Here is a 15868-nt window from a genome sequence, read left to right as displayed (position 1 = left end):
ACGAATCGGAGGCGAAAAAATATGCACAGTGGCACCACAAAGCGCGGCGTTTTGCCCGGCTTCGGGCTGACGATGGGATTCAGCGTGCTGTATCTCAGTTTAATCGTGCTGATCCCGCTTTCCGCCTTGCTGCTGAATTCTACAGGACTAACCTGGGAGAAATTTTGGGATGTCGCGACCGACCCGCGTGTACTGGCTTCCTACAAGGTGAGCTTTGTGACCGCGGCGGTGGCCGGACTTATTGATGCCGTATTGGGGCTGCTGCTAGCCTGGGTGCTGGTCCGGTACGATTTTCCCGGCAAAAACGTGTTTGATGCCATGATCGACCTTCCTTTTGCCTTGCCTACGGCGGTGGCCGGCGTTTCGCTTACCGCGATCTATTCGGCTAACGGCTGGATCGGTTCCTTGTTTGAACCGCTGGGGATCCGCATCGCATTTACGCCGGCAGGCATCACGCTTGCGCTGATGTTTATCGGCATCCCGTTTGTCGTACGCACCGTACAGCCGGTGCTGCAGGATCTGGACGCCGAGGTGGAGGAGGCGGCGGCGACGCTTGGTGCAAGCCGCTTCCGCACCTTCCGCCAAGTGGTGTTGCCGGAGCTCCTGCCGCCGCTCCTAACGGGGTTTGCGCTCGCGTTTGCCCGCGGCATCGGCGAATACGGCTCCGTCGTCTTTATCTCTGGCAACATGCCGATGAAGACGGAGATCGCTCCGCTGCTCATTATGTCGAAGCTGGAGCAATTCGACTATGCCGGAGCGACGGCGGTAGCTTTGATGCTGCTGATGATCTCGTTCGTGCTGCTGCTGCTCATCAATACGCTGCAGCGCCGGATCCGCAAGACCGCGCGGTAAGATACGAACTCGATAGGGAGGGAAGATTATGGCCGGTTCTGTGCCATTAGCTGCAAGTAAGCCGACGGCCCCGCGTAGACAGGTGGGGAAGAGGGGCGGCGCCATGAAGTGGGTATTGATCACGGCGGCCGCACTCGTTCTGCTTTGGCTGATCGTCTTGCCGCTTGCCGTCGTGCTGACGGAGGCGCTTAAGAAAGGCTGGGACGTGTACGTTGCGGCGATCCGCGATCCGGATGCGTTGTCCGCATTGCGGTTGACTTTGCTCGTCGCCTTAATAACCGTACCGCTGAATACAATCTTTGGGGTAGCCGCCGCGTGGGCCGTCACCAAATTCAAATTTCGCGGCAAGCAGGTGCTGGTCACGTTGATCGACCTGCCGTTTGCCGTATCTCCGGTCATCGGCGGCCTGATTTATGTGCTGGTATACGGCTCGCACGGCTGGTTTGGACCGTGGCTGGACGAACATCAGATTTCAATCATATTTGCTTTGCCAGGCATTATCCTGGCGACGTTGTTCGTGACTTTTCCGTTCGTTGCCCGTGAGCTCATCCCCTTGATGGAGGATCAGGGGCAGCAGGAGGAAGAGGCCGCGGTCACGTTGGGAGCTCGGGGCTTCCGGATTTTCTGGAAGGTCACGCTCCCGAATATCAAATGGGGTCTATTGTACGGAATTGTGCTTTGCAACGCGCGAGCGATGGGGGAGTTCGGTGCCGTCTCCGTCGTCTCGGGCCATATCCGGGGAGAAACAAACACATTGCCGCTGCATGTGGAGATTTTGTATAACGAATACCAATTTGCCGCATCGTTTGCCGTAGCCTCTCTTTTGCTGCTACTGGCGCTCGTGACTCTGCTGCTCAAAGGCTGGTTCACGCGCCAAAGCCGCCATTAAGGTAGAAACGCAAGCTCCGCCGCCAAGTTGCTTAATGGGGTTAAGCGGTTCGGCGGTTGGGGGACGTAATACGGAGGTTTGCTGGGAACGTGTAGTAGGTGCCGTGTGCGGTAAACTGTGAACCGTGAACCGAGCAGCCAACTTCTAACGGAACGTAGCGCCGTTATTTGCTCATTTCCCGGCTATTTCCCGCTGTAACGGAACTCAGAGGCCTTATTGGGCTCATCTCGCGGAGAATGGACTGTATTTGCCCGAAATAAGGTCTCCTGGTTCCGTTAGAAACTAGATCATTCGCGAAACGGACAAATAACGGCTCTGGGTTCCGTTAGAAGGCGAAAAGTTAGTTGGAGGTAGCGGAGTTCATGCGGAGGAAGCAGCGGTAGTAGGGCGTTGCGTAAGTGAGTAGTTAGTAGTTAGCAGAGTAACCGGTTGAGCTGACGTTAGGCGCTGGTTAACGACGTGTGTGCGGGCGGAAGGCTCGGCTGAAATCAAGATTCGCAGCCGGAGGGGCTTCTTAATGAGAGAGCTTCGTGATCCAAAGATAACTTTTGATTTACCGCGTAAAATAAAGAATCAAAAGTTAGGTTGGGAGCACCAAGAAGGTTGGATGAAGCTAGAGACAGAGTAGCGGAGCGTAGCTGTAAGCTACGTGAGCAACGGAAGGCTCGGCTGAATTCAAGATTCGCCGTCGGATAGGCTTCTTAATGAGAGAGCTTCGTGATCCAAAGATAACTTTTGATTTACCGCGTTAAATCAAGAATCAAAAGTTAGGTTGGGAGCACCAAGAAGGTTGGATGAAGCTAGAGACAGAGTAGCGGAGCGTAGCTGTAAGCTACGTGAGCAACGGAAGGCTCGGCTGAATTCAAGATTCGCCGCCGAGAGGCAGCCCTGATAATAGCTTCGTGATCCAAAGATAACTTTTGATTTACCTGTATAAGGGGAGGGGTAGGGGGATGGCGAAACCATTGAAAGTCGACGAAATCTGGCTGGAACGGATCGCGGAACTGCTGGGCGGCATGGAATTCGGTTCGCTGAACATCGTCGTTCATGAAGGCCAAATCGTGCAAATGGAACGCACGGAGCGCAAACGTTACGAGTTGAATCCAGGCAGCGCCTCCAGGGCTTCCGGTGCTTCCCGTCATACGGCCAAACCTTTGCGCGAATCCGGACAGCGGTAACTCGCATAACGGTTTCCATAAGAACAACCCCGATTCCGGGCGGTCAGGCAGCGAGGTCTGCGCTGCCCACAAGGAATCGGGGTTGTTTGTGTTTATTGCGGCATTTCGCCTTCTCCCAGTCGGCCTTCCGCCTGCACGGCTCCGGGAAGGGGCGTTTCACCAGCCCCCGGTGACATCGGTAGTGGGTCGTGGCCGACGTACGGACGCGCCTTCCTTGGCTTGCGGCTGTTTAAGCGGAACCCGCCGAGAAACAGAAGCAGTTGGGCGCCCAAAATATAAGGGGCTAACTGACCTCCAGCTAAATGGCCCACGGCTAACACGGCGATGAAGGAGGCCAGCAGACGAGCGGGGACGGCGTTGTCATGCCGATTCCGCCCGCCCATGATTGCCATGTAGAGCAGCAGCAGCGCAAACCAGCATGAGGCTAATTGCATCCAGCCCGTCGCCACCTCCCATACGTCTTCAGTTACCGTCTCGCTGGAGAGGCTCGTTCCCAGCAAGCGCCATAACCAAAGCAGTGTTAGAAAGAAAGCAGCGGCGAACAACACCGGCAAAAGAGGCCGGACAACGCGCCAGAGCCAACTTCCCCAGCCGGGCCGTTCCATCAGGCGAAGCAACTTGTCCCGCTCGGCGATGAGAGCCTCGCTTTCCCGTTCGATCGTTCTCAGCATCAGAGGAAGGCGGGAAGCATCGCTGTCCTCGACAAAAGCGGCGATTTGGGCCAGAAGATTTTCACTGGTATAAGGCGCGGCTCGGCAAGCGAGCAGCTTGTCTCGTAGGAGGCCTAGGTCCGGGTCCAGGGAAGTTTGCGATGACAGATCCATAGCTGTCATTAAAGACCCGGCAGCCGAAGCATAACGATCCAAAGTGGAGTTGACGTATTCCAGTCGTCTGTGTTCATCCCGGTCGATTTTGCGGCGTGTCGCACCGTAAAGCGCGAGAAACGCTGATAACGCCAGGAAAGCGGCTATTGCCGAATGTTCAGACGTCTGCAGCCAGGTAACCCATTCCGACAGTGACATGGTGATCACCCTTTCCATATTCCTCCTTTCACTATTGCACACGTGCCGTTCGGATTCAAGCTTGGTTCAAGAGATTCGGAAATATGGTATACTTGGAAACTGATGAAAACTTGTGAAAATAAACGGCAGACGGAGGGAACAACATGAATGAACGGACACCCGGTGCTGAGGTTAAAATCATACGGGTGGCCCCTGAAGTTAACGATTATCTGAGGCTTCGGGAGCAAGCCGGAATGAGCCCGCGCAGCGCAGAAGGAGCAGCCACGGGCTTAGCCAACTCCATATTTGCTGTCTCGTTGCATGATGCATCGGGGCTGGCGGGGATGGGAAGAATCGTTGGCGACGGCGGGTGCTTTTTGCAGGTCGTCGATATCATCGTACGTCCGGATCTTCAGGGAAAAGGCCTAGGCAAAAGGATCATGGGAGAAATCATGGGATTTCTGGAAGGGCATGCGCTGCCGCTAACTTACGTCAGTCTGATTGCCGACGTCCCGGCGGATCCATTGTACCGGAGCTTCGGCTTCGAATACACCGCTCCCAGCGGTCTCGGGATGTATTGGAGAAAGCAATGACATGAACGCGGTGGTAGGGGCAGGCCACCATGAAAGTAAAGGGCAAAGGAGATGCCATCGGATTGACTTCTACAGTAATTGAAATCTTCATGATCGCCATTTTGGCGGGGATCGTCGGCTCGGTTCTCGGATTGGGCGGAGGAATCATCGTAACCCCCGCGTTAACCTTGTTGTTTGGCGTTGACATCAACCATGCGATCGGGGCGAGCATCATCTCCGTCATCGCTACATCAAGCGGCTCGGCGGTGGCGTATATCCGCGATCGGATCACCAATCTGCGGGTCGGCATGTTTCTGGAGATCGCCACGACCGTCGGGGCGATTACCGGTGCGTTTATCGGGGTCTTGATTGCCCCGCGGTTTCTGTATATTATTTTCGCGCTGCTGCTGCTCTACTCCGCGTATGCCATGATCAAAAAGGGCAAGCAGGAAGTGCCGGAGAACGTCCCGCTGCATCCGGTAGCTCAAAAGCTCGGATTGCAGGGCGAGTATTACGATAAGGCGCTGGGCCAAACCGTCGCTTATAACGTGGACCGGGTATACGAGGGCTTCGGGGTAATGTACGGCGCGGGCGTCATTTCCGGACTGCTGGGCATCGGCAGCGGCAGCTTCAAGGTCATGGCGATGGACGTGTTTATGAAAATGCCGCTAAAGGTGTCGTCAGCGACCAGCAACTTTATGATGGGCGTAACGGCAGCGGCAAGCGCAGGCATCTATTTGCTCCGCGGCGATATTATACCGATCATTTCGGCGCCGGTAGCGCTGGGTGTGCTGATAGGAGCAACCGTAGGGTCTCGCCTGATGCAGCGGATGAAGAGCAAGACGATCCGCAAGCTTTTTATCCCGGTCATGGTGTACGTCGCATTTCAAATGATCTACCAAGGATGGAGGGGTTGATATGGCTGGCTCTAACGAATCGTCGCAAAGCCGTACCTTCGAAATCGAAACGGCGATAAGCAAAATGCTGCGAATCGGCGTCATGTTTGCCGCAATCGTCATCGTAACCGGACTCATCCAGTATTTAGTCACCGGCGACAGCGGGTATCCGGGGGATACGTATCCGACCAGCTTCGGTGCCATCGTGTCCGGCTTGATAGCCTTCAAGGCTGCAGCGGTGATCCAGACCGGCCTCTTGCTGCTGATCTTGACGCCAGTATTCCGCGTTTTCGTTTCCTTGTTCCTGTTTTGGGCGGAGCGGGATTACCGGTATGTGATCATCACCACGGTGGTGTTCGTGATTTTGATCTTAAGCTTCGCGTTAGGCAAAGCAGGATAACGGGCTGCGATTGGATGTGGGGAACGACGTAAAAGCGAGCGATCCCCGAATTGTTGCAAATTAGGCAACCTATCCATACAGCCCGAACTAATTTAGGTGAAAATGCTGCAAAAGGTGCCGAAAATGTTGCAACAAGGACAAGAAAATAGATCCATCCCAGCACGGACCGATGAAAATGTTGCACAAAATACAACAATGGGTCCTCTGCAGATGACAGTGGGCTTCTCTGGCTGCGCGGCAGCGGGGAGGCCTTGTTCTTTTGGACTTGCTGGGGCAGGATGATTATAATGTAAACAGCAAAACCTGGGATTACCATCCAACGCGAGGAAAGGGCGAGACATAGATGAAGATCGTATTATTTGGCGCGACCGGTTCGATCGGAAAAAGAATTGCGGAAGAAGCGGTGCGGCGCGGACATGAAGTGACGGCGGTGGTCAGAGATCGGACGCGGGCGGCCGAGATGGGGTTACCGGACCTCGTCCCGGCGGACACCAAAAAGGCCGGGCATTTGTTCCTGGAGGAAGGGGACATCTTGGTCCCTGAATCGATCGCCCGGCTGGTCCAGGGGCAGGACCTCGCGATCAGCGCGTACGGGCCGCGCTTTGGGGAAGAGGACGAGCTGCTGGAAGCGACGCGCTCGCTGATTGAAGGCGTCAAGCGCGGCGGCGTCTGCCGGCTGATCGCCGTTGGCGGGGCCGGCGGCCTTGAGGTCGCACCGGGGGTGCGCTTGATGGATACGCCGGAGTTCCCGGAGGAAGTACGGCCGCTGGCCCGAGCCCATGAAGAGGCGCTGAGTATTTACCAGGCGTCGGATCTCGAATGGACCGTGCTGAGCCCGCCGGCGCTCATCGAGCCGGGTAACCGCACGGGCATGTTCCGGTTGGGCCTAGACCGATTAGTTACCGACGAGCGCGACAACAGCCGGATTACGACGGAGGATTACGCGGCAGCCTTGCTTGACGAGGCGGAGGACCCGTATTATATCGGCACCCGATTCACGGTGGGGTACTAGGGAAGAGTGGTTTGGCGCAAGTAAGTTCAGGGGGAGGGGAGAAACCATGAAATTGGTGACGTCGGAGCAAATGCGCGCCATTGACCACCATGCCATTGTGCAAATCGGAATCCCGCCGGTCGCCTTGATGGAGAACGCCGGACGGGCGATTGCCGAGGAGGTGTTGGCCTTTTGCCGGCTGCGGCGGGAAGGTCGGCTTCCGGAGCGCCCGGCGGAGACGATTCGCGAGCGTCATGCCGGGGTGAGCGGCGGGGAGCCGGTCTCGGAGGAGGAGAAGACGGCGGAGCATTGGCTGATCCTCGTCGGCAAGGGGAATAACGGAGGTGACGGTCTGGTGTGCGCACGCCATCTGGCGGATGCAGGCGTGCAGGTGAGCCTGCTGTACGCCGAGGAGCCGGAGCGACTCGGCGGTGAAGCCGGGCTGCAGCACAACATCGCTGCAGCCCTGGGGTTGCCGGGCGAGGCGTACACACCCGGCGCGGTGGCCGCGGCCCGATCCCGCGGGGTGACCGGGATCGTGGACGCGCTGCTGGGCACCGGGGCGAAGGGCGCGCCCCGGGGAGCCTACGCCTCCCTCATCCGGGAGGCGAACGAGAGCCGGCTGCCGATCGTGGCAGCCGACATCCCCAGCGGGCTGGACGCCGATACCGGCGCGGTCCACGACCCGTTCATCCAGGCCCGGATCACCGTATGCCTCGCCTTCCTGAAGGCGGGGCTGACGCAGTATCCGGGCGCGAAGGCCGCAGGGGACGTGATCGTCCGCTATATCGGCATCCCCCGCGCGCTTCCGCCGGACTTTGCGGCGGAAGCGGGGGTGCTGCTCACCGAGGAGGCGCTGCGTGGCGAGCTCGGGGTGGACCCCAGCCGGCGGCGCGAGGCCGACGGCCATAAGGGCACGTACGGGCACGTGCTGCTGGCGGCGGGCAGCCTCACGATGAGCGGCGCCGGCCTGCTGGCCGCCAAAGCCGCGCTCCGCGCCGGCAGCGGCCTCGTCACATGGGCGCTGCCGGAGGCGCTGCTGCCGCATGTGCTCGGGGCCGTGCCCGAGCTGATGCTCGCGCCGGCCGGCGGCGCTCCCGAAGCCGGCGCGTGGAACGCCGCAGCAGCCCCCGAGCTGCTGCGGCTGCTGGCGGCGCGCGACGTGCTCGCCGTTGGCCCGGGGCTGGGCCGCTTCCCGGGCGAAGACGGCTTCCTGCGCGCCGTGTGGGAGGGCGCTCCGCGTCCCCTCGTGGTGGACGCGGACGCCCTGAACATCCTCGCCGCCGCGAACGGCTTAGCGGCGTGGCAGCGCCGGGAGGCGTCGACGATCCTAACGCCGCATCCCGGCGAGATGGCCCGGCTGGCCGGCCTGTCCACGGCCGAAGTACAGCGGGACCGCATCGGCCTGGCGCGGCGCTTTGCCTTACAGCACGGCGTGACGCTCGTGCTGAAGGGCGCTCGCACCGTTGTAGCGGCCCCGGACGGCCGCGTGTTCGTCAACGTCACCGGGCACCCCGGCATGGCGACCGGGGGCTCGGGGGACGTGTTGACCGGCCTCATCGCCGGGCTGCTGGCGCAAGGCTTGAACGCCGTGCAAGCGGCGGCGTTCGGCGTCTATCTGCACGGCCTGGCCGGCGAGCGCGCGGCCGCGGCCCGCACGGGCAACCCGGCGTCGCTGCTCGCCGGAGACATCATCGAGGCTTTGTAGAAAAAGCCTGACCGAGCGGCTCGCCTGCCTAGGGAAGGCACCCTGGTTGCATTGACTTTTCATTCAAATCTTGATAGCATCGTTTTAAAATTTAGGGAATTCGTCGGGGATTCGAGGGAAGGCGAACGTCCGAATGAGACAAGGGGAGAATCCAAATGAAAGTTACGGTGATTAACGGCAATCCAACACTGGGGTCCCGGCTGGGAGCGGTGATCGCGTTGACCGAGGAGCTGTTGCGAGGGGAAGGCTTCGAAGTCAGCCATTTGAACGTGGGGGAGTTGCCGCCGGAGGATTTGATCCACACCAAATTTGAAAGTGAAGCGATCGTTAAAGCGAATGCGCTGGTGGCTGGAGCGGACGCAGTGATCGTCGCCAGCCCTGTCTATCAAGCGTCGTATACCGGCGTATTGAAGACGTTCTTGGATCTGGTGCCGCAAAAGGGCTTGGCCGGAAAAGTGATTCTGCCGCTCTTTATCGGGGGGAGTCTTGCTCACCTGCTTACGATTGATTACGCATTGAAGCCGGTCTTGTCCGTGCTGGGCGCACGTTATATCTTGGGCGGCGTGTATGCGGTGGACACCCAAGTGGCGCGCACCGAAGCGGGTGGTTTCGAAATCGCCGAGGAGCTGCGCAGCCGACTGGAGGACAACGTCAAGGAGCTCGCCCGGGAGACGCGGCTGCGGCAGCAGCAATCCTAAGCCATTGCGATGGCGTGCGGAACACGGGCCTCAATCGCCGGTTTCGGGGAGATTTCCCGGGCCGGTTTTTTTGTGGCGGCCAGCCAACGGCGCAAATGGGAGAAAAAATGTTACAATAGGACAAAATACATAACTGCTCGCAATTGCCGAAGGAGGATATTTGGACATCATGCTGAAATTGGTCTTTTTCGTAGGAGTCGCTGGAACGGGGAAAACGACGGTGGCCCGCAAGTTGGCAAGACGGATACCGGCGGCTTTTTTGGACCGCGATACCGTAGGGGGACGCTGTGTGGAGAAAATGTTGGAGATGAACGGTCTGGACGTGAACGACCGGGACTCCGAATTTTACAAGAAGCATCTGCGTGATCTGGAATACGATACGACGCGGGACATCTGCATTGAAAACTTGGCGGCCGGCCAAAACGTATTTATGATTTCTCCATTCACGGCGGAACTGAAAAACAAAGCGTGGCTAGAAACGCTCCTTCAAGAGGCGGGATTGTCCAAAAGGGAAGTGGACGTCAAGGTTGTGGTCGTCGCGCTGAAGGACATGGAGACCCAAAAGGAAAGAATTATTGACCGTCGCACGGACCGCGATACCTGGAAGCTGGAGCACTGGGATGATTTCAAGCACCGTGTGCAGTTCGTACCGGAGATCAATTGGGACATCCCGGCTTCCTCTATCCTAGTGTTCGACAACAGCGGGGATTTGACGGAGGAGAAGGTCGACAGCGTTTATCGCTTTGTTTTGGGAGAAGAAGGACAAGCTTAATCAACGACAAAGAAGCCCTTTCCGCGGTTGTGCCGCTGGAAGGGCTTTTGCTTATGCCTCTTACTTCGTTTTGGATGCCATCGCTTTGGGTGAGCCATCGATGACCGTCCACCCGGTATCACTAATGGCGGGAACCGACTCTCCACGGGCCAACCGTAGCAATTGGCCGACCAGCAATCCACCCCACCCATCCTCATTTTGCGAAAGCACGGAAGTGATCTGTCCGTTGCGCAAGCCCTCCTTCATTTCCGGCGTCATATGGAAGGCGACGGCATAACGGTTTAGTCCCATCGCTTTCCAGACGAGCACGGAGGCGGAGCTGGAGGTAAGATCGACCGAGATGAAGGCATCGAAATGGGGGTGGGCGTCAATCATCGCTTCCAGGTCGGCCAGCGCCTTGCCGTCGTCCCCCTCGTTGTGGCGGATCTCCAACACCTGAATATTCGTTTCGTCATGCAAAAAGTCCAGCAATCCCTCCAGCCGTTCCCGATCCTGACTCATCGAAGAAACGCCGGATGCGACGAGGACCATGCCTTTATCTTTCATCCGTTTCTGGATCACGCGGCCCATTTCCGCCCCGGCCTCCACGTTGTCCGTGCCGATATAAGCCGAACGTCGGCTATCCGGGGCGTCCGATTCAAAGCAGATGACGGGAATTCCGGCGTCTACCGCCTTGTTGATCATCGGGGTGAGCGCGACGGAATCGATCGGTGAAATCGCGATACCGTCAACCTGCTGCTGGATCATCGTCTCCATCATATGGATTTGCTGTTCCACGCTTACCGTTTCGGGGGCTTTGACAACAAGCCTCACCTTTTCGGGAGAGCCCGCCTCTTCCGCAAGCCGGGTGATTTCCTCATAGAAAGGATGCGCCATCGGATAGATGATGCCGAAAATGTACTTCGGCGCTTGGAGCTTAGACGAAGTTGAAGGCGGAAGGACGGCGGCAGGGGCGGCGGTCGAGACCGTAGTGCTTGCACCTCCACCCTCCGCGACAGACGCCGGAGCCCTCTGGCATCCCGTGAGCGCCAACACCAACAGCAAACCCAACGCCGGCCCCAAGGTACGTCCGCTCATCAGCCTTCCCAACCAAGCGCCCCCTATCGAGCGTTTATTCCAGCGACTCTGAAACGGCATGATCATGCGGCTCCTCTCTTGTGAGGCGGATGCTGGTTTTGACAGCGGTCAACGCGCCATGTTTACGGAATTCGGTTGTCGTCATCCCGGTCACCCGCTTAAATAGGTTCGAGAAATAATGCGCATCGCTATAGCCGACCTGACAAGCGATTTCATACGTTTTGCATTGCGTCGACTGCAGCAGCTCCATCGCTCTGCGAATCCGTGTTTCCGTCAGAAACTCAATAAACGTTTGACTGGTTTCCTGACTGAAGATTTTGCTCAGGTGGCTCGGGCTCATGCTGACATGCTCGGCGGCATGCTGCAGGGAAATGTAGCCCTTGTCATAATTGGCAGCGATATAATCCTTCACCCGATGAAGTAAATCAGCGTAACGGTCGGTGGATCTGGCGCGCCACAACCAGAATTGTTCCACCAGGTGGGTCAAATATGCGCAGGCTTCCTCCCAGCGGTCCACCGCTTCGATCCGCCCCTGAAACGACCGGAGGCTCTGGCCCGAGTCCCCGGGTCCCCGGATGGACTCCTCGGCCACCTTGAACACCTCCAACGTCAGGTCGTTCAGGATGTAGTAACCGGTCAGAGAGGCATCCCAATCGATCGACTGAAGTACGGCGGCGAATTCAGGGATAAAGGAAGACAGTTGCCGGGAGGTTCCGATCTTTAGAAACCGAATAAAGGCCTGCCGGTCCAGCAAAATATTGTGTTGAATGGAGCTGCGCGTCGCCTCCAGCAGGTTTTGCCGGTTTTGCCTCGTGAGCCGTAGCCAGTGAAGCGATTCCTCGGCTTCGAGAAAAGAAAGGTGAATGCCCTGGATACGCTCATGTCCCGAGCCGATCCCGAGGGAAAGCGGGAAGCGGCAGGCCGGTTCTTCGAGGATGGCCTGCACTCGGCGAAAAGGCTCCAGCAATTTCTTGATCGCACTTTCCGTATCCCCTTTGACGATACATACCTTTTTGGTCCGGCTGGCTGGATACTGCAGCATCTGGCGATGATCGCACTCTTTCCGAATATGCTCTAACAGATCGGTCCAATCCGCGGCACCCTCGACATCCATTTCTCCGGTTGAAGGTTCCGCAGGACGCAGATCGATAATCGTTACGGCATACCAGCGGGCAACCAACGGAACCGATAAAGTTTCGGCCGTTTGAATGGCCTCCGGTGCGGACAACATCCCTCCGCATAAATCGCTTAACAGCTTGTGCCGTGAATTCCCGGCTTTCTCCAGTTCCCGGCGCATCAACCCCGCGAGCTGTTCCTTTTCGCTTCGCTCCTTATCGATCTTGTCGCCTACCGCCCGAAGCAACCCAACCAGATCCGAGGCGCTGATCGGTTTCAGACAATACTCCTCCACGCCAAGGCTGAGCGCTTTTCTGGCATAATCGAATTCCCCGTGTCCGCTCAAAATAATGATCTTGATTTGAGGGAATTTAGCGCGCACCACATGGCATAACTCAAGGCCATTCATAAACGGCATTTTAATGTCGGTGATCAAGATATCGGGCTGCAACTGCTCGATCATCGGCAGAGCCATCTCTCCGTCGGAAGCGTCGCCGAGATAATCGAACCCTTCCCGTTCCCACGGAATGCAATCCCGAATGTTCTCCCTGACGAGAATCTCATCATCGACGAGCAGCACTTTCTTCATCGGTCATTCCTCCTTGCCTCTTGGAATGGATATCGTTACGGTCGTGCCTTCTCCGGCAACGCTGTCGATCACGACCCCGTAGGGTTCGCCATAAAAGAGCTTGATCCGCTGATGGACGTTATGAAGTCCAAAGCCGCCCGACACTTCTTCGCCGGTTTCCACGGGCAGGCGTCCGTTCAGCAAATCGCGGCGCAGCCGTTCGAGCTTATCCGCAGGAATTCCGCACCCGTTGTCCCTTACGGTTAGCTGAAGCTCACGCCCGGATTCCTGAGCAGATACCGTAATCATTCCTTTGCCCCGCTTATTCTTGATGCCGTGATACAGCGCGTTTTCCACGATCGGTTGGAGCGTCATTTTGAGAACGGAGCAGGGGAGGAGATGCGGCTCCACCTCGATCCGGTACTCCAAAATATCACGATACCTCATCTGTTGAATGATCAGGTAGCTGTGGACATGTTCAATTTCCTTCTCCAAGGGGATCCAGTCGCGCCCGCGATTTAAGCTGATGCGGAACAGTCGGGAGAGCGATTGCACCAACGTGATGACCCTGTCGTTCTTGCCCGCCTCCGCCATCCACAGGATCGAATCGAGCGTATTGTACAGAAAGTGAGGGTTGATCTGGGCTTGCAGGGCGCGCAATTCGGCTTTCTTGATCTCTTCCTGTTCCCGGATGCTTTGCTCGAGCAGGGCCTTGATTTTCCCAAGCATAATGTTAAAGCTGCGCCCCAGGTCAGCGACTTCATCATTGCCTGCGGGTGTGACCTTGGATTCCAGAAAGCCGGATGCGGCCAGCTTCATCTTGTTCTTCAGCAGCTTGAGCGGGCGCGTGAGCCGGGAGGAAATAAAAAAGTGCAAAGAAACGGCAAACAAAATGCTCAGCGCCACGCTGACGATGATGAGTTGCCGAATCGAATCGGCCTCTTTGACGATTTCGCGCAAGTTGACCTGGCCGATGATTTTCCAGCCTGCGGCCTGGGGGGAGGAGGCGAAGATGAACTTCGGCCCTCCGTTCGATTTATCGACATAACTGGTCAAAGCGCCGGTAGCCATTCGGGCCAAGACGTCCCGCTCCGGCAAGACCTGATCCGGGGCGAGCCCGGACGGCATGAAGATGGGACGACCGCTGGCGTCGACGATATAGAAGAATCCGGTTTCGCCCACTTTGACCTCGTCGCAGAATCGGCTGACCGCCGAAGCATCTACATCGATGACGATGAAGCCGATCGTTTCGTGCGTAATCCGCTGTTTGACGGCGGCCATGATCGAAATGGCGGGTTTCTCCTGAAGTCCGTCGGGATGGTCCAACGTCAGGGCGTCAAGCGGAGGGACGGTGAGTACGACATCGGGATTGTCGATTAAATAGGCGAAATGGGGATTACGCAGCGGGTTTTTATCCAGCACAAATACACCGCGCCGTTCGCTGATGCCCCTCCCGTACAGGTTGATCATGGTAATATTCAGGACGCTTTCATATTTGTAGGTTTGACGGTAGGAGTCGATCGTCCGCAGGATCTCTTTGGCATCCTCATAGGTGTCGTTTTGCGAGTAGAGAAAATGCAGCACCTGCGAATGGTTGCCGAGTTCAAGCAATTTACTGCTGTCGGTGAACAACGTTCCCAGGCTTCGCGCCAGTTGATCCGCCGTGAGCACTGCGCTGGCTTTGCTGTTCTCGTAGACCGTGTTGTAAGACTTCTGATAAGCGACCAACCCGATGGCGATGAGCGGAATGACCGTCAGGAACAGGAACATCAGGAGGAGCTTCGCGCGCAGGCCGGAGGAGATCCAATTGATCAGCTTCATGGGAGGCCTGCCTTTCAAGAAGGGCTCTTTTGATCCCATATTATGAAGCAACCCCCTTGAAAACGCAATCATTCATAAAAAAACAAAGGAACGCCGCAAAAAAACAAACTGGACAGATCGAAGCGGAGTATAGAAACGAAAGAAAACGCAAACGTCTGCGATGAAACTCCGTATCTCGAGAGGATGTAAGCGTTTTATAATCGGATCACGCCAGACCATGGTGATCCAAAAAGGGGAGGAATTTGAAGATGGTTTCGATCAAAAAATCCGGACTGATTGTTGCGGCATCCTTGCTGCTTCTTTTGGCGTCCGCATGCGGCGGCAGCGGCTCGGGCGGGAATGCCCAGGAGCCGGCGAATAACGGCGGCAAACAAGCGGAGCAATCCAATTCGGCAAGCAACACAACGACGGAAAACGCGAAGGACACAACGGCGGAAAGCAAAAAAATCGTGCTTGGATTTTCGCAGGTTGGCGCGGAAAGCGGGTGGAGAACGGCGAACACGAAATCGATTCAAGATTCGGCCAAAGAGGCCGGCTTCGAGCTGAAGTTCTCCGACGCCCAGCAGAAGCAGGAAAACCAGATTAAAGCGATTCGTACCTTCATCCAGCAGAAAGTGGATGTCATCGCTTTTTCGCCGGTGGTGGAGTCGGGTTGGGATACCGTGCTGAAGGAAGCGAAGGACGCCGGGATTCCGGTGATTCTGACTGACCGTGCGGTCGATTCCCCAGACGATTCGCTGTACAAGACGTTTATCGGTTCCGACTTCGTGGAAGAGGGACGCCGGGCTGGAAAATGGCTGGTGGATCGATTCAAGGACTCGACCGAGGAGATCAACATCGTGGAGTTGCAGGGAACGACGGGTTCCGCACCGGCGATCGACCGCCAGAAGGGTTTTGCGGAAGTGATCGCGGCGAATCCGAATCTGAAAGTGATTGCTTCGCAAACCGGTGACTTTACGCGGGCGAAGGGGAAAGAAGTCATGCAGTCCTTCCTGAAGGCGAATAAGAAGATCGATGTGCTGTATGCCCACAATGATGATATGGGACTAGGAGCCATCCAGGCGATTGAAGCGGCCGGGTTGAAGCCGGGTGAGGACATCCTCATTATCACGGTGGACGGGGTCAAAGACGGGTTCGTCGCGGCTAGCGAAGGCAAAATCAATTTTATCGTGGAATGTAACCCGCTGCTGGGACCCCAACTGATGCAAGCCGTTCAAGATGTCGTCGACGGTAAGGAAATCGAGAAGCGGATCGTGACCGAAGAAGGCGTGTTTACTTCCGAAGACGCCAAGCGTGAGCTGCCTAACCGGAAGTATTAAGCGAGATGAT

At 57.1% G+C, this 15868-nt stretch carries 15 protein-coding genes; 11 read left to right on the top strand and 4 right to left on the bottom strand.

What is annotated here, in order from left to right; genetic code table 11:
• Nucleotides 1-21: 21 nt before the first annotated feature.
• From cysT to KJS42_RS17845, 3 genes are all read left to right on the top strand, one after another.
• Nucleotides 22-852, top strand: a complete 831-nt coding sequence (cysT, locus tag KJS42_RS17855; protein ID WP_155607423.1) for a sulfate ABC transporter permease subunit CysT — start codon at nucleotides 22-24, stop codon at nucleotides 850-852.
• Nucleotides 853-880: 28 nt separating this feature from the next.
• A complete protein-coding gene (gene cysW, locus KJS42_RS17850) occupies nucleotides 881-1741 on the top strand; it encodes a sulfate ABC transporter permease subunit CysW (protein ID WP_155607422.1) in 861 nt (286 codons plus the stop codon).
• A 953-nt stretch (nucleotides 1742-2694) separates the two neighbouring features.
• Nucleotides 2695-2919, top strand: coding sequence for a YezD family protein (locus KJS42_RS17845; RefSeq protein WP_155607421.1), 225 nt, complete (start codon nucleotides 2695-2697; stop codon nucleotides 2917-2919).
• A gap of 92 nt (nucleotides 2920-3011) precedes the next feature.
• Here KJS42_RS17845 and KJS42_RS17840 read toward each other — a convergent pair whose 3' ends face one another.
• Entirely contained in the window at nucleotides 3012-3950 is a 939-nt protein-coding gene (locus KJS42_RS17840; protein ID WP_155607420.1) for a hypothetical protein, read from the bottom strand.
• Nucleotides 3951-4084: 134 nt separating this feature from the next.
• On the opposite strand from KJS42_RS17840, the gene KJS42_RS17835 reads away from it, so the two are divergent.
• The 7 genes from KJS42_RS17835 (at nucleotide 4085) to KJS42_RS17805 (ending at nucleotide 9957) form a co-directional block, all read left to right on the top strand.
• A complete protein-coding gene (locus KJS42_RS17835; RefSeq protein ID WP_155607419.1) occupies nucleotides 4085-4513 on the top strand; it encodes a GNAT family N-acetyltransferase in 429 nt (142 codons plus the stop codon).
• Between the two features lie 89 nt (nucleotides 4514-4602).
• Nucleotides 4603-5409 carry a sulfite exporter TauE/SafE family protein gene (locus KJS42_RS17830; protein ID WP_418888761.1) on the top strand — a complete coding sequence of 269 codons (807 nt, stop codon included), beginning with the start codon at nucleotides 4603-4605 and terminating at the stop codon, nucleotides 5407-5409.
• A gap of 1 nt (nucleotide 5410) precedes the next feature.
• The gene (locus KJS42_RS17825; RefSeq protein WP_213623650.1) at nucleotides 5411-5788 is read left to right on the top strand and encodes a DUF1634 domain-containing protein; all 378 of its coding nucleotides are present in this window, start codon (nucleotides 5411-5413) and stop codon (nucleotides 5786-5788) included.
• A gap of 343 nt (nucleotides 5789-6131) precedes the next feature.
• Complete coding sequence (locus KJS42_RS17820; protein ID WP_213623649.1) at nucleotides 6132-6800, top strand: NAD(P)-dependent oxidoreductase; 669 nt, start codon at nucleotides 6132-6134, stop codon at nucleotides 6798-6800.
• Nucleotides 6801-6846: 46 nt separating this feature from the next.
• Nucleotides 6847-8487: an NAD(P)H-hydrate dehydratase gene (locus tag KJS42_RS17815; RefSeq protein WP_213623648.1), complete on the top strand. Its 1641-nt coding sequence runs from the start codon at nucleotides 6847-6849 to the stop codon at nucleotides 8485-8487.
• Between the two features lie 155 nt (nucleotides 8488-8642).
• Entirely contained in the window at nucleotides 8643-9185 is a 543-nt protein-coding gene (gene ssuE, locus KJS42_RS17810) for an NADPH-dependent FMN reductase (RefSeq protein ID WP_213623647.1), read from the top strand.
• Between the two features lie 169 nt (nucleotides 9186-9354).
• A complete protein-coding gene (locus tag KJS42_RS17805; protein WP_155608287.1) occupies nucleotides 9355-9957 on the top strand; it encodes a P-loop nucleotide/nucleoside kinase family protein in 603 nt (200 codons plus the stop codon).
• A 60-nt stretch (nucleotides 9958-10017) separates the two neighbouring features.
• Here the strand turns inward: KJS42_RS17805 and KJS42_RS17800 are convergent, their stop codons facing one another.
• The 3 genes from KJS42_RS17800 to KJS42_RS17790 are packed head-to-tail and all read right to left on the bottom strand — an operon-like array spanning nucleotide 10018 to nucleotide 14539.
• Complete coding sequence (locus KJS42_RS17800; RefSeq protein WP_244868537.1) at nucleotides 10018-11046, bottom strand: sugar ABC transporter substrate-binding protein; 1029 nt, start codon at nucleotides 11044-11046, stop codon at nucleotides 10018-10020.
• 22 nt (nucleotides 11047-11068) lie between these two features.
• On the bottom strand, nucleotides 11069-12739 hold the full coding sequence (locus KJS42_RS17795) for a response regulator (RefSeq protein WP_213623646.1): 1671 nt from the start codon (nucleotides 12737-12739) through the stop codon (nucleotides 11069-11071).
• Between the two features lie 3 nt (nucleotides 12740-12742).
• On the bottom strand, nucleotides 12743-14539 hold the full coding sequence (locus KJS42_RS17790; RefSeq protein WP_213623645.1) for a cache domain-containing sensor histidine kinase: 1797 nt from the start codon (nucleotides 14537-14539) through the stop codon (nucleotides 12743-12745).
• Nucleotides 14540-14787: 248 nt separating this feature from the next.
• Between KJS42_RS17790 and KJS42_RS17785 the strand changes: the two genes are divergently transcribed.
• Complete coding sequence (locus KJS42_RS17785) at nucleotides 14788-15858, top strand: ABC transporter substrate-binding protein (RefSeq protein ID WP_213623644.1); 1071 nt, start codon at nucleotides 14788-14790, stop codon at nucleotides 15856-15858.
• Nucleotides 15859-15868: the final 10 nt, after the last annotated feature.

It is taken from the genome of Paenibacillus sp. J53TS2 (assembly GCF_018403305.1).
Classification (GTDB): domain Bacteria; phylum Bacillota; class Bacilli; order Paenibacillales; family Paenibacillaceae; genus Fontibacillus; species Fontibacillus rhizolycopersici.
Note: the sequence above shows the minus strand (reverse complement) of the source record. Positions and strands in the feature narration are given on the sequence as shown.

Excerpts from the sequence above, each read along its gene's own strand:
- cysT (WP_155607423.1), top strand. The coding sequence starts at position 22 with ATGCACAGTGGCACCACAAAGCGCGGCGTTTTGCCCGGCTTCGGGCTG.
- cysW (WP_155607422.1), top strand. The coding sequence starts at position 881 with ATGGCCGGTTCTGTGCCATTAGCTGCAAGTAAGCCGACGGCCCCGCGT.
- KJS42_RS17845 (WP_155607421.1), top strand. The coding sequence starts at position 2,695 with ATGGCGAAACCATTGAAAGTCGACGAAATCTGGCTGGAACGGATCGCG.
- KJS42_RS17835 (WP_155607419.1), top strand. The coding sequence starts at position 4,085 with ATGAATGAACGGACACCCGGTGCTGAGGTTAAAATCATACGGGTGGCC.
- KJS42_RS17830 (WP_418888761.1), top strand. The coding sequence starts at position 4,603 with ATGATCGCCATTTTGGCGGGGATCGTCGGCTCGGTTCTCGGATTGGGC.
- KJS42_RS17825 (WP_213623650.1), top strand. The coding sequence starts at position 5,411 with ATGGCTGGCTCTAACGAATCGTCGCAAAGCCGTACCTTCGAAATCGAA.
- KJS42_RS17820 (WP_213623649.1), top strand. The coding sequence starts at position 6,132 with ATGAAGATCGTATTATTTGGCGCGACCGGTTCGATCGGAAAAAGAATT.
- KJS42_RS17815 (WP_213623648.1), top strand. The coding sequence starts at position 6,847 with ATGAAATTGGTGACGTCGGAGCAAATGCGCGCCATTGACCACCATGCC.
- ssuE (WP_213623647.1), top strand. The coding sequence starts at position 8,643 with ATGAAAGTTACGGTGATTAACGGCAATCCAACACTGGGGTCCCGGCTG.
- KJS42_RS17805 (WP_155608287.1), top strand. The coding sequence starts at position 9,355 with ATGCTGAAATTGGTCTTTTTCGTAGGAGTCGCTGGAACGGGGAAAACG.
- KJS42_RS17795 (WP_213623646.1), bottom strand. The coding sequence starts at position 12,739 with ATGAAGAAAGTGCTGCTCGTCGATGATGAGATTCTCGTCAGGGAGAAC.
- KJS42_RS17790 (WP_213623645.1), bottom strand. The coding sequence starts at position 14,539 with ATGAAGCTGATCAATTGGATCTCCTCCGGCCTGCGCGCGAAGCTCCTC.
- KJS42_RS17785 (WP_213623644.1), top strand. The coding sequence starts at position 14,788 with ATGGTTTCGATCAAAAAATCCGGACTGATTGTTGCGGCATCCTTGCTG.